The sequence below is a fragment of the Pisciglobus halotolerans genome (genome assembly GCF_900113675.1).
Lineage (GTDB): Bacteria > Bacillota > Bacilli > Lactobacillales > Carnobacteriaceae > Pisciglobus > Pisciglobus halotolerans.
Genome location: NZ_FOQE01000034.1, coordinates 1 through 18,498 on the forward strand (window position 1 = coordinate 1; position 18,498 = coordinate 18,498).

The 18,498-nt window shown below is 40.3% G+C and carries 16 protein-coding genes, 8 tRNA genes and 1 rRNA gene; 16 read left to right on the top strand and 9 right to left on the bottom strand.

Annotation, left to right across the window (positions count from 1 at the left end; translation table 11 throughout):
- Nucleotides 1–140 precede the first annotated feature (140 nt).
- From rrf to BM057_RS09420, 9 genes are all read left to right on the top strand, one after another.
- A 5S ribosomal RNA gene (gene rrf / locus BM057_RS09380) occupies nt 141–256 on the top strand.
- Nucleotides 257–267: 11 nt separating this feature from the next.
- A tRNA-Asn gene (locus tag BM057_RS09385) sits at nt 268–341 on the top strand.
- A 91-nt stretch (nt 342–432) separates the two neighbouring features.
- A tRNA-Phe gene (locus tag BM057_RS09390) sits at nt 433–505 on the top strand.
- A gap of 4 nt (nt 506–509) precedes the next feature.
- Nucleotides 510–590 (top strand) — tRNA-Tyr (locus tag BM057_RS09395).
- Between the two features lie 16 nt (nt 591–606).
- Nucleotides 607–677: transfer RNA gene (locus BM057_RS09400), tRNA-Trp, on the top strand.
- Nucleotides 678–689: 12 nt separating this feature from the next.
- Nucleotides 690–762: transfer RNA gene (locus BM057_RS09405), tRNA-His, on the top strand.
- 8 nt (nt 763–770) lie between these two features.
- A tRNA-Gln gene (locus BM057_RS09410) sits at nt 771–842 on the top strand.
- A 34-nt stretch (nt 843–876) separates the two neighbouring features.
- Nucleotides 877–947: transfer RNA gene (locus BM057_RS09415), tRNA-Cys, on the top strand.
- A gap of 39 nt (nt 948–986) precedes the next feature.
- Nucleotides 987–1,071 (top strand) — tRNA-Leu (locus BM057_RS09420).
- 277 nt (nt 1,072–1,348) lie between these two features.
- Here BM057_RS09420 and BM057_RS09425 read toward each other — a convergent pair.
- The gene (locus BM057_RS09425; RefSeq protein ID WP_245741919.1) at nt 1,349–2,569 is read right to left on the bottom strand and encodes an NAD(P)/FAD-dependent oxidoreductase; all 1,221 of its coding nucleotides are present in this window, start codon (nt 2,567–2,569) and stop codon (nt 1,349–1,351) included.
- Nucleotides 2,570–2,670: 101 nt separating this feature from the next.
- A complete protein-coding gene (locus BM057_RS09430) occupies nt 2,671–3,468 on the bottom strand; it encodes an SDR family NAD(P)-dependent oxidoreductase (protein ID WP_092093254.1) in 798 nt (265 codons plus the stop codon).
- A 340-nt stretch (nt 3,469–3,808) separates the two neighbouring features.
- On the opposite strand from BM057_RS09430, the gene BM057_RS09435 reads away from it, so the two are divergent.
- Nucleotides 3,809–4,855 (top strand): PTS sugar transporter subunit IIC, encoded by a 1,047-nt coding sequence (locus tag BM057_RS09435; protein ID WP_092093257.1) that lies wholly within the window; start codon nt 3,809–3,811, stop codon nt 4,853–4,855.
- 75 nt (nt 4,856–4,930) lie between these two features.
- On the top strand, nt 4,931–5,860 hold the full coding sequence (locus BM057_RS09440) for a 2-dehydropantoate 2-reductase (RefSeq protein WP_092093260.1): 930 nt from the start codon (nt 4,931–4,933) through the stop codon (nt 5,858–5,860).
- 122 nt (nt 5,861–5,982) lie between these two features.
- Here the strand turns inward: BM057_RS09440 and pulA are convergent, their stop codons facing one another.
- A complete protein-coding gene (gene pulA, locus BM057_RS09445; protein ID WP_092093263.1) occupies nt 5,983–7,992 on the bottom strand; it encodes a type I pullulanase in 2,010 nt (669 codons plus the stop codon).
- Between the two features lie 339 nt (nt 7,993–8,331).
- Here pulA and BM057_RS09450 point away from each other — a divergent pair, with 339 nt between their 5' ends.
- On the top strand, nt 8,332–8,952 hold the full coding sequence (locus tag BM057_RS09450; RefSeq protein ID WP_092093266.1) for a sugar O-acetyltransferase: 621 nt from the start codon (nt 8,332–8,334) through the stop codon (nt 8,950–8,952).
- Between the two features lie 110 nt (nt 8,953–9,062).
- Here the strand turns inward: BM057_RS09450 and BM057_RS09455 are convergent, their stop codons facing one another.
- Complete coding sequence (locus BM057_RS09455) at nt 9,063–9,881, bottom strand: aldo/keto reductase (protein ID WP_092093268.1); 819 nt, start codon at nt 9,879–9,881, stop codon at nt 9,063–9,065.
- A 204-nt stretch (nt 9,882–10,085) separates the two neighbouring features.
- Between BM057_RS09455 and BM057_RS09460 the strand changes: the two genes are divergently transcribed.
- Nucleotides 10,086–10,982 carry a diacylglycerol/lipid kinase family protein gene (locus BM057_RS09460; protein WP_092093271.1) on the top strand — a complete coding sequence of 299 codons (897 nt, stop codon included), beginning with the start codon at nt 10,086–10,088 and terminating at the stop codon, nt 10,980–10,982.
- 155 nt (nt 10,983–11,137) lie between these two features.
- Nucleotides 11,138–11,890, top strand: a complete 753-nt coding sequence (locus BM057_RS09465; RefSeq protein WP_092093274.1) for an SDR family NAD(P)-dependent oxidoreductase — start codon at nt 11,138–11,140, stop codon at nt 11,888–11,890.
- Between the two features lie 60 nt (nt 11,891–11,950).
- On the opposite strand, the gene BM057_RS09470 is transcribed toward BM057_RS09465, so the two are convergent.
- The 4 genes from BM057_RS09470 to BM057_RS09485 form a co-directional block, all read right to left on the bottom strand.
- A complete protein-coding gene (locus tag BM057_RS09470) occupies nt 11,951–12,775 on the bottom strand; it encodes an ABC transporter permease (RefSeq protein ID WP_092093276.1) in 825 nt (274 codons plus the stop codon).
- A complete protein-coding gene (locus BM057_RS09475; protein WP_047392326.1) occupies nt 12,772–13,704 on the bottom strand; it encodes an ABC transporter ATP-binding protein in 933 nt (310 codons plus the stop codon). Before BM057_RS09475 ends, BM057_RS09470 begins: the two co-directional genes overlap by 4 nt.
- A 13-nt stretch (nt 13,705–13,717) precedes the next feature.
- Nucleotides 13,718–14,140 (bottom strand): DUF2871 domain-containing protein, encoded by a 423-nt coding sequence (locus BM057_RS09480; protein ID WP_092093279.1) that lies wholly within the window; start codon nt 14,138–14,140, stop codon nt 13,718–13,720.
- A 450-nt stretch (nt 14,141–14,590) separates the two neighbouring features.
- Entirely contained in the window at nt 14,591–15,484 is an 894-nt protein-coding gene (locus tag BM057_RS09485; protein ID WP_047392322.1) for a fructose bisphosphate aldolase, read from the bottom strand.
- A gap of 212 nt (nt 15,485–15,696) precedes the next feature.
- Between BM057_RS09485 and BM057_RS09490 the strand changes: the two genes are divergently transcribed.
- Together BM057_RS09490 and BM057_RS09495 are read left to right on the top strand one after the other, a co-directional pair.
- Nucleotides 15,697–16,638, top strand: a complete 942-nt coding sequence (locus tag BM057_RS09490; protein ID WP_245741921.1) for an alpha/beta hydrolase — start codon at nt 15,697–15,699, stop codon at nt 16,636–16,638.
- A 38-nt stretch (nt 16,639–16,676) separates the two neighbouring features.
- Nucleotides 16,677–18,074, top strand: a complete 1,398-nt coding sequence (locus BM057_RS09495; RefSeq protein WP_092093282.1) for a condensation domain-containing protein — start codon at nt 16,677–16,679, stop codon at nt 18,072–18,074.
- 189 nt (nt 18,075–18,263) lie between these two features.
- On the opposite strand, the gene BM057_RS09500 is transcribed toward BM057_RS09495, so the two are convergent.
- On the bottom strand, nt 18,264–18,498 hold a 235-nt coding region (locus BM057_RS09500; protein ID WP_143074470.1), incomplete at its 5' end, for an IS3 family transposase.

Genomic DNA, 18,498 nt, shown 5'->3' on the forward strand with positions numbered 1-18,498 from the left:
AAGTGCAGTGATGTACGGAGCGGACCAATACTAATCGGTCGAGGACTTAACCAAGTTTTAAACGGTGCAATCCGGAAACTGAACGAATGTGAAAAGACAGATCCAGTTTTGAGAGTACAACGTACTTTCAATCAAATAAGTGCGGTGACGATGGCAGGAAGGTCACACCTGTTCCCATGCCGAACACAGCAGTTAAGCTTCTTAGCGCCGAAGGTAGTGAAGGGTTTCCCTTTGTGAGACTAGGACGTTGCCGTGCTTATTTATTTTTCCGCAATAGCTCAGTTGGTAGTAGCGCGTGACTGTTAATCACGATGTCGTAGGTTCGAGTCCTACTTGCGGAGTTTTTGCATTAATGTTATTAAAGCAGTTGAATTCAGGTACAATGTTTGGGATTTTACTGAAATATTAGACGATTACACCTTTTTTTATTATGGCTCGGTAGCTCAGTCGGTAGAGCAATGGATTGAAGCTCCATGTGTCGGCAGTTCGATTCTGTCCCGCGCCATCATGGAGGGGTAGCGAAGTGGCTAAACGCGGCGGACTGTAAATCCGCTCCTTCGGGTTCGGCAGTTCGAATCTGCCCCCCTCCATTTTATTTTTGATTTTAGGGGTATAGTTTAAAGGTAGAACAGTGGTCTCCAAAACCATTAGTGTGGGTTCAATTCCTGCTACCCCTGTTTTTTACTATGGCGGTTGTGGCGAAGTGGTTAACGCACCGGATTGTGGCTCCGGCATTCGTGGGTTCGATTCCCACCAGTCGCCCCTTTTATTGGGATATAGCCAAGCGGTAAGGCAAGGGACTTTGACTCCCTCATGCGCTGGTTCGAATCCAGCTATCCCAGTTTTTATAATTAAATATTCATATCTTCTCGATATGGCGGTATAGCCAAGTGGTAAGGCAGAGGTCTGCAAAACCTTCATCACCGGTTCAAATCCGGTTACCGCCTTACCGTCAAAAAAGATAACCTTCAAGTCTCTCATATTATGCCGGCGTGGCGGAATAGGCAGACGCGCTGGACTCAAAATCCAGTGCCCGTTGAGGGCGTGCCGGTTCGACCCCGGCCGCCGGTATCAAAGTAGTCTCTTACAGATAAAGAGACCGAACAGCTTAGATGTATATAAGCTGTTTTTTTTTATCTATTTTTTACTGACCAACGTTAAATATTGTAGAACCATCCTTCTGCGCTTTAACGCGAAACCAAAAAAATAAATAAAAACAGCACAAAAAGAAACCTTTCCCACAGCTGCTTAACACAAGCTGTAGGAAAGGTTGAAAAGTAATGATTTAAAGACAATTATTTTCCACCAACGTCATTTGTCGACGAACCCCTTTTTGATTGATATGGCTTTATTTTTCTTGAATGGCACCTTTTAGTTCAGCAGGATCAGCTGGAGGGTTTTGAAGAATTTGACGTACTTCATCAAGATCTGCTTCAGCATTCCAAAGCAGGATACCAGCTGGTTTATTGTCTTTTAAGAAATAAACAACTTTCCCTTTATTTACTTTATCGACTATCGTATCTAATGTAGGATCTAAAGTCCCGATAGCTTTCCATGAAATATCAAACACCACTGAATAGAAGTAAGGTGTATGCGTATAAGCTTCATTTGAGCCGGCCATGGCCTTCCCAACAGCTTCTCCTGACTTGCGGGCATGATCTACGTGACCGATGAGATTCCGGCCTAAAATTTTGTCTGGATAGGATGCAATATCGCCAGCTGCATAAATATCAGGATCGCTTGTTCTTAAATATTCATCGACGACAACACCTTTTGTTACTTCTAAGCCGCTATCTTTAGCAAGTGAAAGACGCGGTGAAACACCTAAGCCAAAGACGATCGAGTCACCCCTTATTTCTGTCCCATCATCCAGCGTCAATACTAGTTCATCATCTTCTCTTCGGTAGGATTCGGCACGTTTGCCGTTGACTAATTCAACACCAGCTTTTTTGAACGCAGATTCATATTCATGAGCGATCTCTTCTGGAAATTGCTTGGCGCCTAGAATGTTATCTGGATATATCAGCGTCGCTCGCGTATTATTTTGAACTAAAGCAGCTGCTAGTTCCGCACCGATGTAGCCTCCGCCAACAACGAGAACATGTTGATGTTTTCCAGATTGCGCACGTAATTTTCGGTAGTCTTCCCAACTTCTAAAGAAAATCACATGTTCATCTTCTGGTCCTTTGACTTTCGTTGGTTCACTGCCGGTTGCCAGTAATAATTTTCGGTATCCAATAACAGAACCGTCTGCTAATTGAACCGTGTGTCTGTCTCGATTGATGGCGGTAACTTCACTTCTCAGTTGTATTTCAGCACCTGTTTCCTCAGTTGTGTGAAAGGGAACTTGTTCCTCTGTAAAAGAGGAGTCAGTCCAAAGTTTTTTAGTCAAAGCGGGTCTGGTATAAGGGACATCTTGATCATTGGATAGGATCTTGATCGTACCATCTTGGTCTTGTTCGCGAATACCTGTAGCGGCATAACCGGCAACGACCCCGCCGCCGATGATCAAATAATCATAAGATTGGTTTGCTTGTTGCATTTGTTGCGTTTCATTTTGTGCTGCCATTTTATTTCCTCCTTATTTACTACAATCATGGTATAGACAAATCGTTAAATGTTTTAAGTGAAAGCGTGCATGTAGACTACTTTGCTGCTGAGAAAAGATGACTAAATCGTAGAAACTGAACCGGCATCAATGCGGTAATTAGAACCTTTGACGAAAGAAGCTTTGTCAGAGCAAAGAAAAGCAATCACCGCAGCGACTTCTTCAGGCTGTCCACGACGTTTCAATTCAATGTGCGGTCTTTTTTCATCGAGGAAGGACGTAATCGCTTCTTCTTTGGTTATGTTCAGTTTGTCAGAGCGTTCAGCCATCATGGCATCTGTCATCGGTGTTTCAATAAAAGCTGGTGATACAGCATTAACGAGTAATCCTTCTTTTGCATAAGTTTTAGAAAGGCCTTTAGCTAAGGCAAGAATACCAGCTTTTGCACAGTCATAAGGGATTTCATCCAAGTAAGGCTGTTTGGCATTTTCTGATGCGATCAAAACGAGACGTCCCCAGCTGCCAGTTCTTAAGTCATGCAAAAATTCTTTGACCGTTCGAACGGCGCCCATTAAATCAACATCAAGTGTTTCTTGCCAACCTGCTTCGTCAATTTCATGGAAAAGGCCGCTTGCGCCAGAAATGCCAGCTGAGTGAACTAAAATATCAATTTTTCCAATGTCTTGCTGAATGTGTTGATGTAGTTCTTTTAGAGACTCGCTTTTGCTGACATCAACGAGATAAGAATGGACGTTAGAGTAAAATTTTAGTTTTTCAACAGCATTGTTTAATTTTTCTTGTTGAGTGCCTGTAATGATGACTGTAGCACCTTCTGCTAATAGGGTTTGAGCTGTGGCGAAGCCGATACCTGAATCAGAGCCCACTACCAAAGCTGTTTTCCCTTTGATTTCTAGATCCATGAAAAATCCTCCTTTATTAACCTTTGATCGGACGACAGCATGTATGATGAATGATTGTTCCTATACTTAAAAGGTTACAGCTTTGCTGAAGCAGATTCAATTTATCCGCTTGCAGAATTGGTCTTGCTAAAAAAAAGATCATCATTGATTTTCTATTTTTAATCAACAATATGTTGAATTATTAAAAATTAAAAAGATTTATAAAGTTATTTAAATAATCTTGTTGACTTCTTCGGTTCATGTGATAATATGAACATATAAAAGATGTGTGATAATTCGAGCATGATAGAGAGAGGAATATCAGCTCGTCCACACAAAAAAAGTGAGAGGCTGGAATGAGATGGAAGCAAGTGTACGTTATACAGGAAAAGATTATTTAAATAAAGTATTAGGAGGAACAGCTACCGGAATCGTAGTGGGGCTGATCGCAAATGCGATACTAGGCGCCATTTTTAAAGCTTTGATTCCTTATGGAGCTGTTTTTGCATTATTAGCCAATGTTGTAAATGTTATGCAGTTTATTACACCCGCTATTATTGGGGTTCTAGTGGCTATGCAGTTTAAATTGAACGGTATGGAAAGTGTTATTGTAGGGGCAGCAGCGTTTCTAGGGTCAGGTGCTTATCAAGTGACAGAGACGGGTGTTCAGCTGGTCGGTATCGGCGACTTGATCAATGTCATGCTGGTTTCTGCTATTGCGGTCTTTGTGACGCGTTTATTGCAAGGAAAGTTAGGATCTTTGACGTTGATTTTATTACCCATTATTGTAGGAGCGGGAGTCGGTACACTTGGCTTGCTCATGTTGCCATATGTTGGTATGATTACATCGTCGATCGGTAGTTTAATTAACAGCTTCACATCGCTGCAGCCTTTATTGATGACGATGCTGATTTCTGTTGCTTTCTCTATTTTGATTATTTCACCGATTTCAACGGTAGCCATTGGGATCGCGATCGGGGTAGCTGGAATTGGAGCTGGAGCAGCTGCAGTAGGGGTAACAGCTTGTACAGCTATTCTAGTGATCGGTTCAAGACGGATCAATCCAGGCGGAACAACATTAGCGATCTTGCTAGGTGCCATGAAGATGATGATTCCGAACTTGATCAAATATCCAAAAATTATGATTCCTGTTGTCTTAAATGCCATTGTTTCCGGGTTCGGGGTATATGCCCTTACGATCCAAGGGACACCGCAGACAGCTGGCTTTGGTATTGTTGGACTAGTAGGACCTATCCAAGCCTTTAACATGGGAGCAAACTTACTGAGTGTCTTTTTAGCTTACTTTGTGATCCCATTTGTCGGTGGTTATGTGATCGATCTCGTTTGCAGCAAGGTTTTGAACTTGTATGACAACGACATCTTTAAATTTATCCCTGCTTCAAATTAAAGGGACTATCGTTTTATTCAACAGCGTGAGATAAGTTATTAAATACAATTATGACATTATTGGAGGAATAGAAGAATGAAAATAGCAATTGCAGGTTCAGGAGCACTAGGATGCGGATTTGGTTACATGATGAAAAAAGGTGGCAATGACGTCACTTTGATGGATTACTGGGATGCTCATATCCAAGCTATCCGCGAAAACGGCTTGTCTATTTCTGTTAATGGAAAAGAAGACAATGTCTCAATGAAAATCGGTAAACCAAACGAAATCCAAGATACTTTTGATGTGGTCTTCGTCTTCACTAAATCAATGGGATTGCGTGCGATGATGGAAGCCATCAAGCACACATTGACGGACGATACAAAAGTTGTCTGTCTATTAAACGGACTAGGCCATGCAAAAACAATTGCAGAATATATTCCAGAAAAGAATATCATCATGGGAACGACTGTCTGGACTGCTGGTATTGATGCGCCAGGTCAAACGCACTTTATGGGTGAAGGTCCAGTAGAAGTTCAAAATGCTGATCCAAGTGAAGAAGAAGGCGCTCGTCAAGTTGTTAAGATGATGGCTGATTGCGGCTTGAACGGTGTATATAGTGAAAATGTTCATTTTACAACTTGGAGAAAAGCTTGTGTCAACGGAACAATGAATGCACTATGTTCTTTACTTGACTGTAATATTGAAGAATTATTCCATACATCAGAATCCGATCATTTGGTGACAGAAATCATCACTGAATTTTCACAAGTTGCAGCAACAGAAAGTGTAGACATTAACGTACAAGAAACAGTTGATTACGTGAAAATGACGGCTGAAAAAGTAGGCGCTCATTATCCTTCAATGCACCAAGACTTGCAACAAAACAAACGCCCAACCGAGATCGACTTCTTGAATGGTGCAGTAGCAAAAGAGGCAGAAGCAAATGGTTTTTCAGCACCTTATTGCAAACTGATCACGCAATTGATCCATGCAAAAGAAGACATTTACGGAATCAAACGCTAAAAAGCATTTTCCGTTATTACGTAATAAATAGTAGATTTGGTTAACCGATTTAAAGCGGTTATGACAGCATGAAAATAAATAAAAAAATCCACTCAGTCCATTAACTGAGTGGATTTTTTCTTTTAAGCAGTGAGGATCCAAGCACTTTTAGCTGCAATCGTCAGTTCATTTCCAGTGATTTCTCCGAGCGGGGATAATCCAGCAGTATCGTTATCTGCAATGATCGTCCATTTTTCTGGCAAATCTGTTCCTTGCAAGGTGATGTCTTGCCGTTTATCCGTAGCATTCAACACAACAGCCAGTTGTTTCCAACTATTTTGTGTGGGTTCAGAATTAGAAATCGTATAGGCCACAAGATTTTCAATGGGATCATGAGAGAAAGATATTTTTTGAGCTGTATAGGTTTCTGCATCTCTCAATGGAGCGTAATGCTGACGAATCTGGGAAAGACCTTCGTAATAGCGTAGCAGACCTTGGTTGGTCTCTGCCAAACGCCAATCGATCTGATTGATTTCAATAGGTGATTGATAGCTATTTTCATCGCCATATTTCGAACGGCCGAATTCTTCTCCTGCCTGCATAAAGATAGCACCTTGACCGGTAAACAGCAATACAGCAGCTAACTTGTTCGCTTGGATCACTGTTTCATGACGTTGATAAGTTTCTTGAGACACATCAGGTAGTAGACTGCCGGTCAGCTTATCGTAAAGGCTCAAGTTATCATGCGCCGAAACATAAGCAATCGTTTGATTTGGCGTATTGGCCCATGTGTCGATATTAGCTTTGAGGCTTAAAATGAGATCGATATCGCTGAGTCCATTTTCATCATTTGCCCCCTGCACAAATCCGCCATGTTCACTCTCAAAAACGGAGCCTTTGACGGCATCACGAAAGTCTGCATTAAAGACAGCAATGCCCTCTTTCAGCTCTTTAACGCTTTCAGTATTCGCCGGCAAATTAGGCCAATGGATCTCGTTGCTGCCCGCATCCCATGGCTCGCCATATAATATCACTTCGCTTAGACCTTCATCATTGAGCGCTTTCCGAATGGCATTCATTGTTTCAACATCGTGCAAACCCATTAAGTCAAAGCGGAAGCCATCAATATGGTATTCATTTGCCCAATAAAGAATAGAATCGACCATATATTGACGCATCATTTTACGTTCACTAGCTGTTTCATTCCCGCAAGCTGAACCGTCTGCAAAGGCTCCTGACGCATCTTGGCGATAGTAATAGTCAGGCACAGTTAAATTGAACCACGCTTCTTCCGTTTGGGAAGTGTGATTGTAGACAACGTCTAAAACAACACTGATACCGTTTTGATGTAGGCTTTGTACCATTTGCTTGAATTCTTTGATTCTAGTTTCAGGATGACGCGGATCAGAAGCGTAACGGCCTTCAGGTACATTATAATTTTTAGGATCATATCCCCAGTTATAGGCTGTGCCTTCTTCATCATTGTCAAAATCAAAAGCCGGCAAGATATGCACCATGTTGACCCCTAGCTGCTTCAAATGAGCCAGTCCTGTAGCGGTGTTACCTTCATTTTTATAAGAAGTATCCGTTTCAGTAAAAGCCAAGTATTTTCCGCGGTGTTCTTTGCGAAAACCAGCATTTGGATCGGAAGAGAAGTCTGCGATATGAACTTCCCAAATATAAGCATCTGTTATATGCGGCTGCAGAACATGTTGATCTGCTGACCAACCCTTAGGGTCAGTATCGCGCAAATCGATAATAGCAGCGCGATCGCCATTTACCCCAACTGCTGTAGCATAAAGGTCGTTGGTTTCATTCGCCTTGCCATCAGTTGTGATCGTATAGGTATAAAAAAGGCCTTTTAAGTCGCCTGGAATTTGAATGCTCCAGACGTGATTTTCTTGAATTAAATCAAATTGATTTTCTAGTGCTGTTTCTCTGATATCACCAGAATGATAAAAGTTGACTGTCACTTTTTCGGCAAGAGGGGCCCAAACTTTAAAGGTCGTTTGCTCCTTTGTATAGGTTGTGCCAAGATCTTTACCGTTATAGGTTCTATTTTCCAAGTAGTCTATTTTTTCTTGGATCGTATCAAATGTTTGTTCAACAAGATGGGAATTTATCTTTTCTTTGACAATACTTTCTTTATCCATGACTAAAAATTCCTTTCTGAAACATTAATAAAAGTTAGTAAGATAGCTTGGAATAGCTAGCTTTAGCAGTAGTGCTAAAAACTTGTTAATCTGTATTATAACATGTTCTATGATAAAGCGGATACACTTTGTACAGATTTTGTCCAAAAGGAAAAAATTAGCGCTAGGAATAAAAATGAATTATGGTAAAATGAAATGAAAGCGGTCTTGATTTGCCTGAGAAGCAGGTATCTGTATACATTCTTACCTACATAATAGACCGATAAAAAAGTGGATAAAAAGCAGCTGGTGACTGTGTTGATAGGCATCATATCGACCAGCAAGCGGGGGACGGTAAACATGAGGACAGAAAAAGAAAAAATGTTAGCTGAAGAGCTGTACATTGCCAATGATGAAGAATTAAAACGAGACAGCAAGCGAGGGCGTAAATTGTTGCGCCAAATCAATCAAACAACGGAAGACGAAACGAAGCAACGGCTTACTTTATTGAAGGAACTATTTAAACAGACGGGAGAAAGTATTTATGTAGAACCGCCTTTTTATTGTGACTATGGCAGCAACATCACGATTGGAGAAAATTTTTATGCCAATACCCACTGCATCATTTTAGATGTGGCCAATGTTCGGATCGGCAGCAATGTCCAATTTGGCCCACGTGTTGGATTATACACAGCAGGTCATCCCATTGATGCAGCTGTAAGAAACAGCGGCTTGGAGTTTGGCAAAGAAATTGAGATTGGCGATAACGTTTGGATCGGCGCCAATACGACAGTGAATCCTGGGGTCAAGATCGGCAACAATACTGTGATCGGTTCAGGATCGGTCGTCACCAAAGATATCCCTAGTGATGTGATTGCTGTTGGGAACCCATGCCACGTGCTGCGGGAGATCAATGAAGAAGATAAAGTCTATTGGGAAAAGCTGCAAGCAGCGTATGAAGAAGAAAAAACACAAGCATAATAAAAAGCGAGCAACCTTTAAAACAGGAGACTCGCTTTTTTAGGTGGTATCGCACAGAATCAAGAAGCTCTGTTGAAATACCCATACTAGAGGTTAATTGATTTCATCATTTATTTTTTACGGATATCTTCTATAGCATCTAAGCGCTGCATATCTTCAGGAGAAATCGTAAAATCAATCTTCTTATTTTCAATGATTCGCTCTTCATGTGTTGATTTCGGCAGCGGCAGTGTTTCATGTTCTAAGCAGTAGCGGATGCAGAGTTGAGCTGGTGTTACGCCGGTCCGTTCTGCAATTTCTTTGATTTCAGGACTGTTCAAAATTTCACCTGTTGCTAGAGGCGAATAAGCTTCTACAACGATATCTTGTTTTTTGCAGAAAGCCAATAACTCATCTTGATCGCGACCAATATAGAATGGAATCTGATTAGCCATAGGAACGATATCGCACGATTCTATCAGTGCTTGAATATCAGAAATACTGAAATTAGAAACACCAATAGCGCGGATCTTGCCATCTCTATATAATTTTTCCATCGCTTTCCATGATTGGATATTGCCCTCGGTACAGTCTTTGCCTTTTTCGTCCCATGGCCATGGCGCATGAATGAGGTAAAGATCTAAATAATCCATTCCCAAGTTGGACAACGTTTCTTCGAATGATTCAAGCGTTTCATCATAACCTTTGATGCTGGCTGGCAATTTGCTCGTGACAAAAATGTCTTCTCTTGGAAGATCAAATGCGCGAACGGCTTTGCCGACATTCTCTTCGTTATGATATCCATTGGCTGTATCAATATGGGTATAGCCGTTTTTCAACGCCATGGTGACCGCCTCATAAGCTTCTTCATTCGGAATCTGCCAAGTACCGAAACCAATATTCGGAATCTCGACGCCATTGTGGAATTCAAAAGTGTGTTCTTTCATCATAACTTGCTTCCTCCTTTTATCAAGCCCTACTTTTCTATTTTAAGTGATGCACGTGGAAACGTAAAATATAACGATTTTCACAACAAGCGTTGCAAAGAGATAAAATGTGAAAATTATGGTAAAGTGGTGCTGACAAGCAAAAGATTGACTAAAAAAGTCTTGTGATGAAAAGAAAATAAGATAAAAAAGGAGTAGAGGTATAAGATGAAAAAAATCTTAATCGTCATTAATCCTTCTTCAGGTAATCAAGAGGCGAAAAACTATGCAGAGCAATTGGAAAGCCATTTACTCACATCTGGAAAAGAAATCTTATTGTATGAGACCACAGAACAAACCGATGCTCTTGACATTCAACAAATGATCCTAGAAATTGGTGCCGATACGCTGATTGCTTTTGGCGGTGATGGAACGATCAATATGTGTGCGAATGCCATCATGGAAGCAGACCAAGCCGTTTCGTTAGGGGTCGTTCCAGTGGGGACAATGAATAATTTTGCGCGCATGATCGGGATGTCGACAGATCCTAAAAAAGCTGTTCAGCAGTTGGAACAAGCAGCAACGAAAAAAGTTGATATCGGATTAGCAGGCAACCAGTACTTCATCAGCTCTTTTTCTGTCGGACCTATTCCGGAGACCGTTCAGCACGTGGACGTTGAAACCAAAGAGCGTTTTGGCCCGCTTGCCTATTTGATCGAAGGGGCGAAAATGCTGAATGATGAGCACACGTATTCCTTTGTTTTAAAAGCAGACGAAAAAGTGGTTGAAAAAGAATATGGCCTGTTGTTGGTCACAATGAGCGATACAGTATTAGGTATTGAATCCTTTCTTCCGCAAGCAGCGGCAGATGATGGTAAGCTAGAGTTTTTCGGATTGAAAAAAACGTCACTCGGAGAAAAAGCCGGATTGATGCTGAAAGTCTTAAAGAGAGAAACAGACCAATTGGACTATGTAGATGTAACAAAATGTAATGAACTCAGCATCCGCTTTAAAGAGAGCGAAGGCGTTTATGCAACCATCGATGGAGACAAAGGTCCCGGTTTTCCTGTCACCCTCAAAGTCTTACCGCAAGCACTGACGATCTTAGTACCGGGTGAAGAATAAGCAAAAAAAGCTGAAAGCGGAAAATAGTATCGGCATAAAATATGAAACCTTTTCTCAACAGATCATCGACATTATCCTCAGCCATTTTTATTTACTTTTCTGTTTCTTAGCGTTAAACTGCTCTACGCAATATTGAAAAGAAAGGTGAGGATAAGATGTTACTACAAGGTAAAGCAGCGATCGTTACCGGAGGAGCCGGTGGTATCGGTGCGGGTTTATCAAAAGCATTGGCTGCAGAAGGGGCAAATGTAGCTGTAGTGGATGTAAATGAAGAAAACGGAATGGCTCTTGTCAAAAAATTGGAAGAGATGGGTGTGCAAGGCATATTCTTGAACAAAGATATTTCTGTAGAAAAAAGTGCCAAAGAAATCAGAGATGCTGTGATCGAAAAATTCGGACGGTTAGATATTTTGATCAATAATGCTCACGTTTCTCGTCAAGCTTCTTTCATGGAAACGACGGATGAATTATTTGAATTGTCTTTCAAAACTGGTTTTGCGGCAACTGTCTTTTTGATGCGGGCTTGCTATGAAGGCTTAAAGGCAACCAAAGGAACTGTGATCAATTTTGCTTCCGGTTCTGCGATGAAAGGAATGGAAAAGCAAGCGTCATATGCAGCTAGCAAAGAAGCGATTCGAGGTCTGTCTCGCGTTGTGGCGAATGAATGGGCTCCTGACGGCATTCGTGTAAACCTGATCTCGCCGATCGCAGAAACAGAGGGCGTTAGTCATTGGAAAGAACAATTTCCTGACGAGTACCGCGCTATGGCAAATAATATCCCATTGAAACGCTTGGGAGATCCGCAAAAAGACATTGGGCAAGTAGCTGTTTTTCTTGCCAGCGATATGAGCAGCTTTATGACTGGTCAAACATTAATGGTCGATGGCGGTTCTATTCAATTGTATTGATGAAACAAAAAAACGTGACAAGTTTTTTTCTGACTTGTCGCGTTTTTAGTTTTTTTAAAGTTATTTAGTAGATGCTGTATCACGAGAAATTTTGTTGAAATCAGCATGGACAAAGGAATTGGTTGCCAAGTAGAGGAAAAGAATGCCAAAAATGGCAATAACGATTCCACTCATCCAAGGTGTGACGATAAAGCCATTAAAATCAAAGGCTAAACCTAGTTTTACCCAAGCAGCTTGAGATAAATCACCTTTTTCTAACAAAATTGTTCTAAAAAAGGCTGTCGTATAAGTCATCGGATTAAAATAAGAAACGATGCGCAAAACTTTTGGTAAGAAGCTGATTGGAATATAAGCTCCAGACAAGAAAGTAAACGGCAAGACGACTGCTTGCTGGACAATTTGGAAAGTGGAAGAACTTTTCACCATTGATGCTAAAAATAAACCTAAGCCTGAAAAAACCAGCCCAACTAAAATCATCGCTACTAGAGCATATAAAATTGTTTGCCAATGATCAAATCTTAAGCCTGTAAACAATCCAATCACTAAAATCAGTATTCCTTGAGCCGTTGCAATAGTGGCGGCGGACAATAATTGCCCTAATGCAACTTGAAAGCGGCTGGCAGGACTAACGAGAATCTCTTTCATAAACCCTGAAACAGTGTCATCGATGGTTGACGTAGCAATATTTAATGATGTTTGAAAGACCGTTGCGATAATGATTCCGGCCAACATAAAAGCTTGTGGATTTTCTACTTGTTCTGTCTCAAATATGGAACTAAAAATGTAAAGGAAGAAAAAAGGAATGATCAGTGAAATGATAAGTTTCACTCGATCTCGGACAAAGCCACGAATGTTTCTTTTCCAAAGAGCAAAAATGGTTCTCATTCTGAAACCTCCTCTCTAATATCTTTTCCCGTGATTTCTAAAAAGACATCATTTAAGGTTCCTTTTTTGATTTCTAAATCTTCAATATCTTTGTTAAAGGGTTGGATAAAACGCAGAAACAACTGTATATCCTCAACCTTTATCGCGATGTGGAAGACCTGTTGATTTCTTTTATAAGCAAAATTATTTGCAATCAATGCTTTTTCAAATTTCTCTGGCTGGGTTAAGCGGACCACTGCTTTATCTTTTGTATAGCGTAGTTTCAAATTTTCAGGCGTGTCATCCACCATGATTTTGCCATCATCCATGATCGCCACATGATCACAAATTTCTGCTTCGTCCATATAATGGGTCGTTAAGAAAATGGTAATATTTTTCTCTTTTTGAAGTTTTGTAATGTATTCCCACATATGGTTTCGTGTTTGCGGATCAAGGCCTGTCGTCGGCTCATCTAAAAATAATACTCGCGGATAATGCAGCAAGGCTCGTGCAATTTCTACTCGGCGCTTCATTCCGCCAGAAAGACTGGCTACTTTTTTGTCTTTCCATTCTAATAAATCGACTAGTTCCAACACAAAATGGATACGCTCGTTGATTTCTGCTTTAGGAATAGCGTAGAACACACTATGCATTTCCAAATTTTCAATGATCGTCATTTTTTCATCTAACGTTTGCGATTGAAAAACAACACCAATTTCTTCACGCACCTCATTTTTTTGTTTGGACACATCTTTACCAGCAATCGTTAGGGTACCCGAAGTCTTGTCTAGCATCGTACATAATGTATTGATCGTTGTACTTTTACCAGCTCCATTTGGTCCTAAAAAGGCAAAAATACTTCCTTCTTCTACTTCAAATGAAACATTATCAACTGCAGTAAAGTCCCCATACTTTTTGGTATAGTTTTTTACTTCAATGATTGTTTTCATAATATTCCTCCTCTTATTTGTGTTCATTTTTCACGACATCAGATAACAAAATAAATAATTGGATAATTGCTAAAGTTAAAACAATGTGGGCTACACCGGCTGTTCCAGAGATTGCAGCATTCATCCCAGAACTTAATTGTATTTCTAATACGTCGGTCACACCACGAATGCCCAGCATGAGAAGAGTCGTTAATAAGCCAAAGTTGTAAAGGTAATAAAATGAACGGAATTTTTTATTTTGTAAAATGGCAAATGTTTTTTCTAAAATTAGTAGAAGCAAAAAGACAGCTGTCCCTAAAGCAAAGGAGTGGGTATGCATCACGCTTAAAGGGGTCCAACTAGTAAACTGTTGGGCATGCGTAAATTCTCTATAAAACAAACCAGAAGCTAAAGCTAAAATAGTATAGAAAAAACTTGTATTCAATAAACGTTTCATTTAAAAACTCCCTTTCTCATTTCATGATATGCATTATTTTAAACGAAAGTTACATAAGTGTAACTTTCGTTTAAAACTAGTATATCGGTGTCTGATTTAATTGTCAATTACTATCTCTTAAAGCAAATAATTTCTTAACGTTTTTCTTCAAGTAGCTTAAAAAGAAAAGACTATCTCTATTTTTTTATGGGTAATACTGAAAGTGCTTCTAAGAAAAAGTGTAAAATGGGATAAGGATTTGTATATGTTGTAGATAATGGCTACTATAAGATAATTGAACATTACCGTTATGTTCACTTCTTCTATCTATTTACGGAAAGAAAATCATAGCCAGTAATTTGTGCTAACTTTCAGCTATTTTAGTATAAGGAAAAAGGAACCAAAGCAGCAATCGAAAGATTGTTGCTTTGGTTCCTTGTGTTATTTTTATTCTATTAAGATCGTCAAAAATTATTCTTTATTAACTGAAGCGTCGTAGATGGATTCAATAGCTTGTTTCAATGCTTCGTTGAATTCTTCATCGCTTTGGTCAACATTCAAGTCTGCACTCAATGCTCTTGAGAAGCTGGCGATCAATCCGTCATTGTGTTTTAGTTTTTCATTGGCATCTTCACGAGAGTAGCCACCTGAAAGAGCGACAACACGAACAACATTTGGATGGTCCATTAAGTCGCGGTAAGTGTTGGCAACTAATGGAATAGAAAGTTTCAACATGACGTAATCCTTTTCGCCTAATTGGTTTAGGTGATCTAGCAATTCATCATGCAGCATACCTTCAGATTTTTCTCTGTCATCACTGTAGATATCTACTTCTGGTTCGATGATTGGGACTAAACCAGCATCAATGATTTGTTTAGCTACTTCAAATTGTTGGTCTACAACAGCTTTGATCCCTTCAGCATTCGCTTCTTTGATCACAGAACGCATTTTTGTACCAAAGATATGACGTTCATTTGCCCGTTTCAGCAAGTCATCTAAATCAGGCATTGGTTTCATCAATTGAACACCATTTTCAGGTTCAGCCAATCCTTTGTCGACTTTCAAGAAAGGAGCGATGCCTTTTTTCTCAGCCAAGTAATCAGCTGTGTGCATTCCTTCGATTTCGCGATCCATTGTTTGTTCAAACAGGATAGCTCCGAGAATATAATCAGAATTAAAAGCTGGTGAAGTAATGATACGTGTTCTCATTTCATGAACCAAATCAAACATTTCATCTTCGTTTGAGTATTGGTCTTCTGTTACACCATAAAGTTTTAAAGCTTTCGGTGTGCTTCCGCCACTTTGGTCCAACGCTGCGATGAATCCAGTTCCATATTTCATGTTTTGTAGATGTTTGTCTTGCATTCTTCCCACTCCTTTAATAAATTCTGCTTTCTTCCAGTCCTTAACCAAAAGAAACATTCTACTAATAGTGTAGCACAAAAGAGAAAGAGGTAAAAACAAATGCACTTTTAAAGAAGGAACGAACATAAAAAAAATAAGCTGAACGTTCTTGATCCTGCTTGACAATACAAGGTTTATCGGTCATGCTGAAATAAAATCGATGTGCAAGAAAAGTGCAGAAAGGAAAAGCGATGAACCCTTTATTCAAGCTCGTCTTAAAAGTGATGTCTTCGCCAAAAATCAATATGCAAGAAGACTACCCATGGGTGCGTAAGCTGCAGCATTTTTTTACCGGCAGACCATTAAGGGAGAATTATCATATTTTAGACCGTGAAATCTATTCTGCGGACGGAACGCATCATATTCCCGTTCGTATCTTCTATCCGGAGAAAAAAAAGACCAATGATGTTCTGCTATTTTTCCATGGTGGCGGTTGGGTGATCGGCGATATTGATACCTACACGAAACCCTGCATCAACATGGCAGATTTGACAGGGAGAATCGTTTATTCAGTCGATTATCGCTTGGCTCCAGAGCATCCGTTTCCAGCAGGTCTTGAAGATTGCTACCGGGTTGCTGAGATTTTGCTGGATCATTTAGAACGAACAGGACTCACGAATTATAGTCAGATCACGTTGATCGGAGATTCTGCTGGAGGCAACTTGACGGCGGCTGTATCCTTGCTGCTGCGTGACAAAGGGAAAACCATTCCGGCTAAACAAATCTTGATTTACCCCGTGACATACTGGGATCATACTGAGCAATCACCCTATCGATCAGTCCAAACAAAAGGATTTGATTATGGCTTGACGGCTAAAAAAGTTCAAGACTATATGGAAATGTATCAACCAGATATTGAAAAACGCAAAAGTCCTTATGTTTCACCGTTGATGGCAGAAGATCTGACACGCCAACCGAAAACGTTGATCCTAACAGCGGAAAATGATCCCTTGCGAGATGAAGGAGAAGCTTACGGAGAAGCCTTGCGTCAAGCAGGAAATAATGTAAAGACCTATCGTTTGAATAAAAGCGTCCATGATTTTATCACTTATCCTAAATTTACCCGACAAATAAAGGAAGCCTATCAAGTCATCAACCAGTTTTTAGATGAATAAGTGTAGAAGCAGTTAGCCGAAAGAAAGGAGAGAACAGGATGGAGCGTCAAAAATGGGTAAGACTAGACAATGCCTCGAATATTTTCTTAGCTGCTAGTACAAATAGCGATACGAAAGTTTTTCGTTTGAGTGCTGAAATGGCACATGCTGTTGATCCTGGCTGTCTCCAAAAAGCGCTAGACAAAGTGTATGACCGATATTTGCTCTATCATAGTGTATTGCGTCGCGGGGTGTTTTGGTACTATTTGGAAATGAGCGAGTTGAGACCAATTGTTGAAGAAGAGAACGTGACGCCTTGCACGGCACTGTACCATTTCGACCGTAAAGAATTGCTCTTTCGCGTCTTGTATCGGAAAAAGAGGATCCATTTAGAAGTTTTTCATGTTCTCTCTGACGGCACAGGCGCTTTATGGTTTTTTGAAGATGTGTTGAAAGAATATATTTTTCTGCGGTATCCAGAAGAATTCAGTGAAATGCCTCAAAGTGAACAAGATCGAATGGAACAGCAATTGGAGGACAGTTTTAGTCGCTACTTTCGTCAGCAAGGTCCTCAAAGCTTTACCGAAGCTGCGCGTTCAGCTTATCGCTCTGTTGTAAAAACCAGTAAACGTGCTGGCAGAGTAGCCATCCATTTCGGTAAAAAAACTTCACGCTATGTACGGCCGTCTTTAAAACCGATGCGAAAAAAGAAACGAGTGTACCGAATCAAGGGAGAAAAAACACCTGACCAACGTCCGCGTGTAGTGGAATTAAGTCTGCCGCTGCAACAAGTTTTGCCATTAGCTCGTCAGCAAAATGTTTCGTTGATGATTTATTTAACCGCTTTATTTTTTGAAGCCATCCGTAAAACCAGCCCTGATTTTAGACCAAATGATACAATCGTTGTTTCTGTGCCGGTCAATTTGCGCCAATTTTATACTTCTAGTTCTGCCAGAAACTTTTTCAGTACCACTTACTTGGAATATACTTATGGCCAAACAGAAGATACGATCGAAGCTATTTGCGAAAATCTGAATAGCCAATTGAAAAATAGTTTGTCGAAGGAAAAATTAGGACAAAGGCTCAACAAGTTGATTGCATCTGAATATAATCCGTTTGGCAGAGTGGTTCTAAGGCCGATAAAAGACGTGATTTTAAAAGGGATCAATCGCCTCAATAATCGACATTTGACGGTGGCTATTTCTAACTTAGGAAAAGTCAGTTTTCCTGAACGGATGAGGGATCATATTCAGCAGTTGTTTTTCTTGTCATCTGTTGCGCGACCGCAATTCTGCATGATCAGCTACCAAGATTGCTTGACGGTCACTTTTACTTCGCCATTTGTCGATACTGCTATTCAACAGGCGTTCGTTCGTCTATTGTCGGCTCAAGGCGTCACTGTCACCGCAGCTGTTAATCAAGTGACAGATAGAGAGATCGAGGAGGGGAGAAGATGAATCATTGCCCTTACTGTCAAGCAGACATTGAAGGAAATTGGCAACAATGTCCTTTATGCAAAGGCTCGTTAGAAAAAAGAACGGATAAAAAAGCATCAGATCCTGTAGTGACCCCCAAATATTAGACTTTTTTGAAGTGGAGAAATCCACTTCTTTTTTTCTACTTTTATCCGCAAGAAACTTCTAACCCTAAGCGGCGTTCTGAATTTCTTTACGATAGTCGATTGGACTCATCCAATCGAGTTTCCGTTTGATTCTTCTGTGATTGTAATAGTCGATAAATGTGACGATTGTTCTCTCTAGTTCTTCGTAGCTATGAAAAACTTGTCCATGATATACTTCTTGTTTCAAAAGACTAAAGAAATTTTCCATTGGTGAATTGTCCAAACAATTTCCTTTACGAGAGAAACTTTGGAAAATGCTG

Bases quoted from the DNA above. Each gene is read 5' to 3' on its own strand.
- BM057_RS09435 (WP_092093257.1), top strand. From the start codon at position 3,809: ATGGAAGCAAGTGTACGTTATACAGGAAAAGATTATTTAAATAAAGTA.
- BM057_RS09465 (WP_092093274.1), top strand. From the start codon at position 11,138: ATGTTACTACAAGGTAAAGCAGCGATCGTTACCGGAGGAGCCGGTGGT.
- BM057_RS09455 (WP_092093268.1), bottom strand. From the start codon at position 9,881: ATGATGAAAGAACACACTTTTGAATTCCACAATGGCGTCGAGATTCCG.
- BM057_RS09460 (WP_092093271.1), top strand. From the start codon at position 10,086: ATGAAAAAAATCTTAATCGTCATTAATCCTTCTTCAGGTAATCAAGAG.
- BM057_RS09480 (WP_092093279.1), bottom strand. From the start codon at position 14,140: ATGAAACGTTTATTGAATACAAGTTTTTTCTATACTATTTTAGCTTTA.
- BM057_RS09470 (WP_092093276.1), bottom strand. From the start codon at position 12,775: ATGAGAACCATTTTTGCTCTTTGGAAAAGAAACATTCGTGGCTTTGTC.
- BM057_RS09495 (WP_092093282.1), top strand. From the start codon at position 16,677: ATGGAGCGTCAAAAATGGGTAAGACTAGACAATGCCTCGAATATTTTC.
- BM057_RS09450 (WP_092093266.1), top strand. From the start codon at position 8,332: ATGAGGACAGAAAAAGAAAAAATGTTAGCTGAAGAGCTGTACATTGCC.
- BM057_RS09430 (WP_092093254.1), bottom strand. From the start codon at position 3,468: ATGGATCTAGAAATCAAAGGGAAAACAGCTTTGGTAGTGGGCTCTGAT.
- BM057_RS09440 (WP_092093260.1), top strand. From the start codon at position 4,931: ATGAAAATAGCAATTGCAGGTTCAGGAGCACTAGGATGCGGATTTGGT.
- BM057_RS09475 (WP_047392326.1), bottom strand. From the start codon at position 13,704: ATGAAAACAATCATTGAAGTAAAAAACTATACCAAAAAGTATGGGGAC.
- pulA (WP_092093263.1), bottom strand. From the start codon at position 7,992: ATGGATAAAGAAAGTATTGTCAAAGAAAAGATAAATTCCCATCTTGTT.
- BM057_RS09425 (WP_245741919.1), bottom strand. From the start codon at position 2,569: ATGGCAGCACAAAATGAAACGCAACAAATGCAACAAGCAAACCAATCT.
- BM057_RS09485 (WP_047392322.1), bottom strand. From the start codon at position 15,484: ATGCAAGACAAACATCTACAAAACATGAAATATGGAACTGGATTCATC.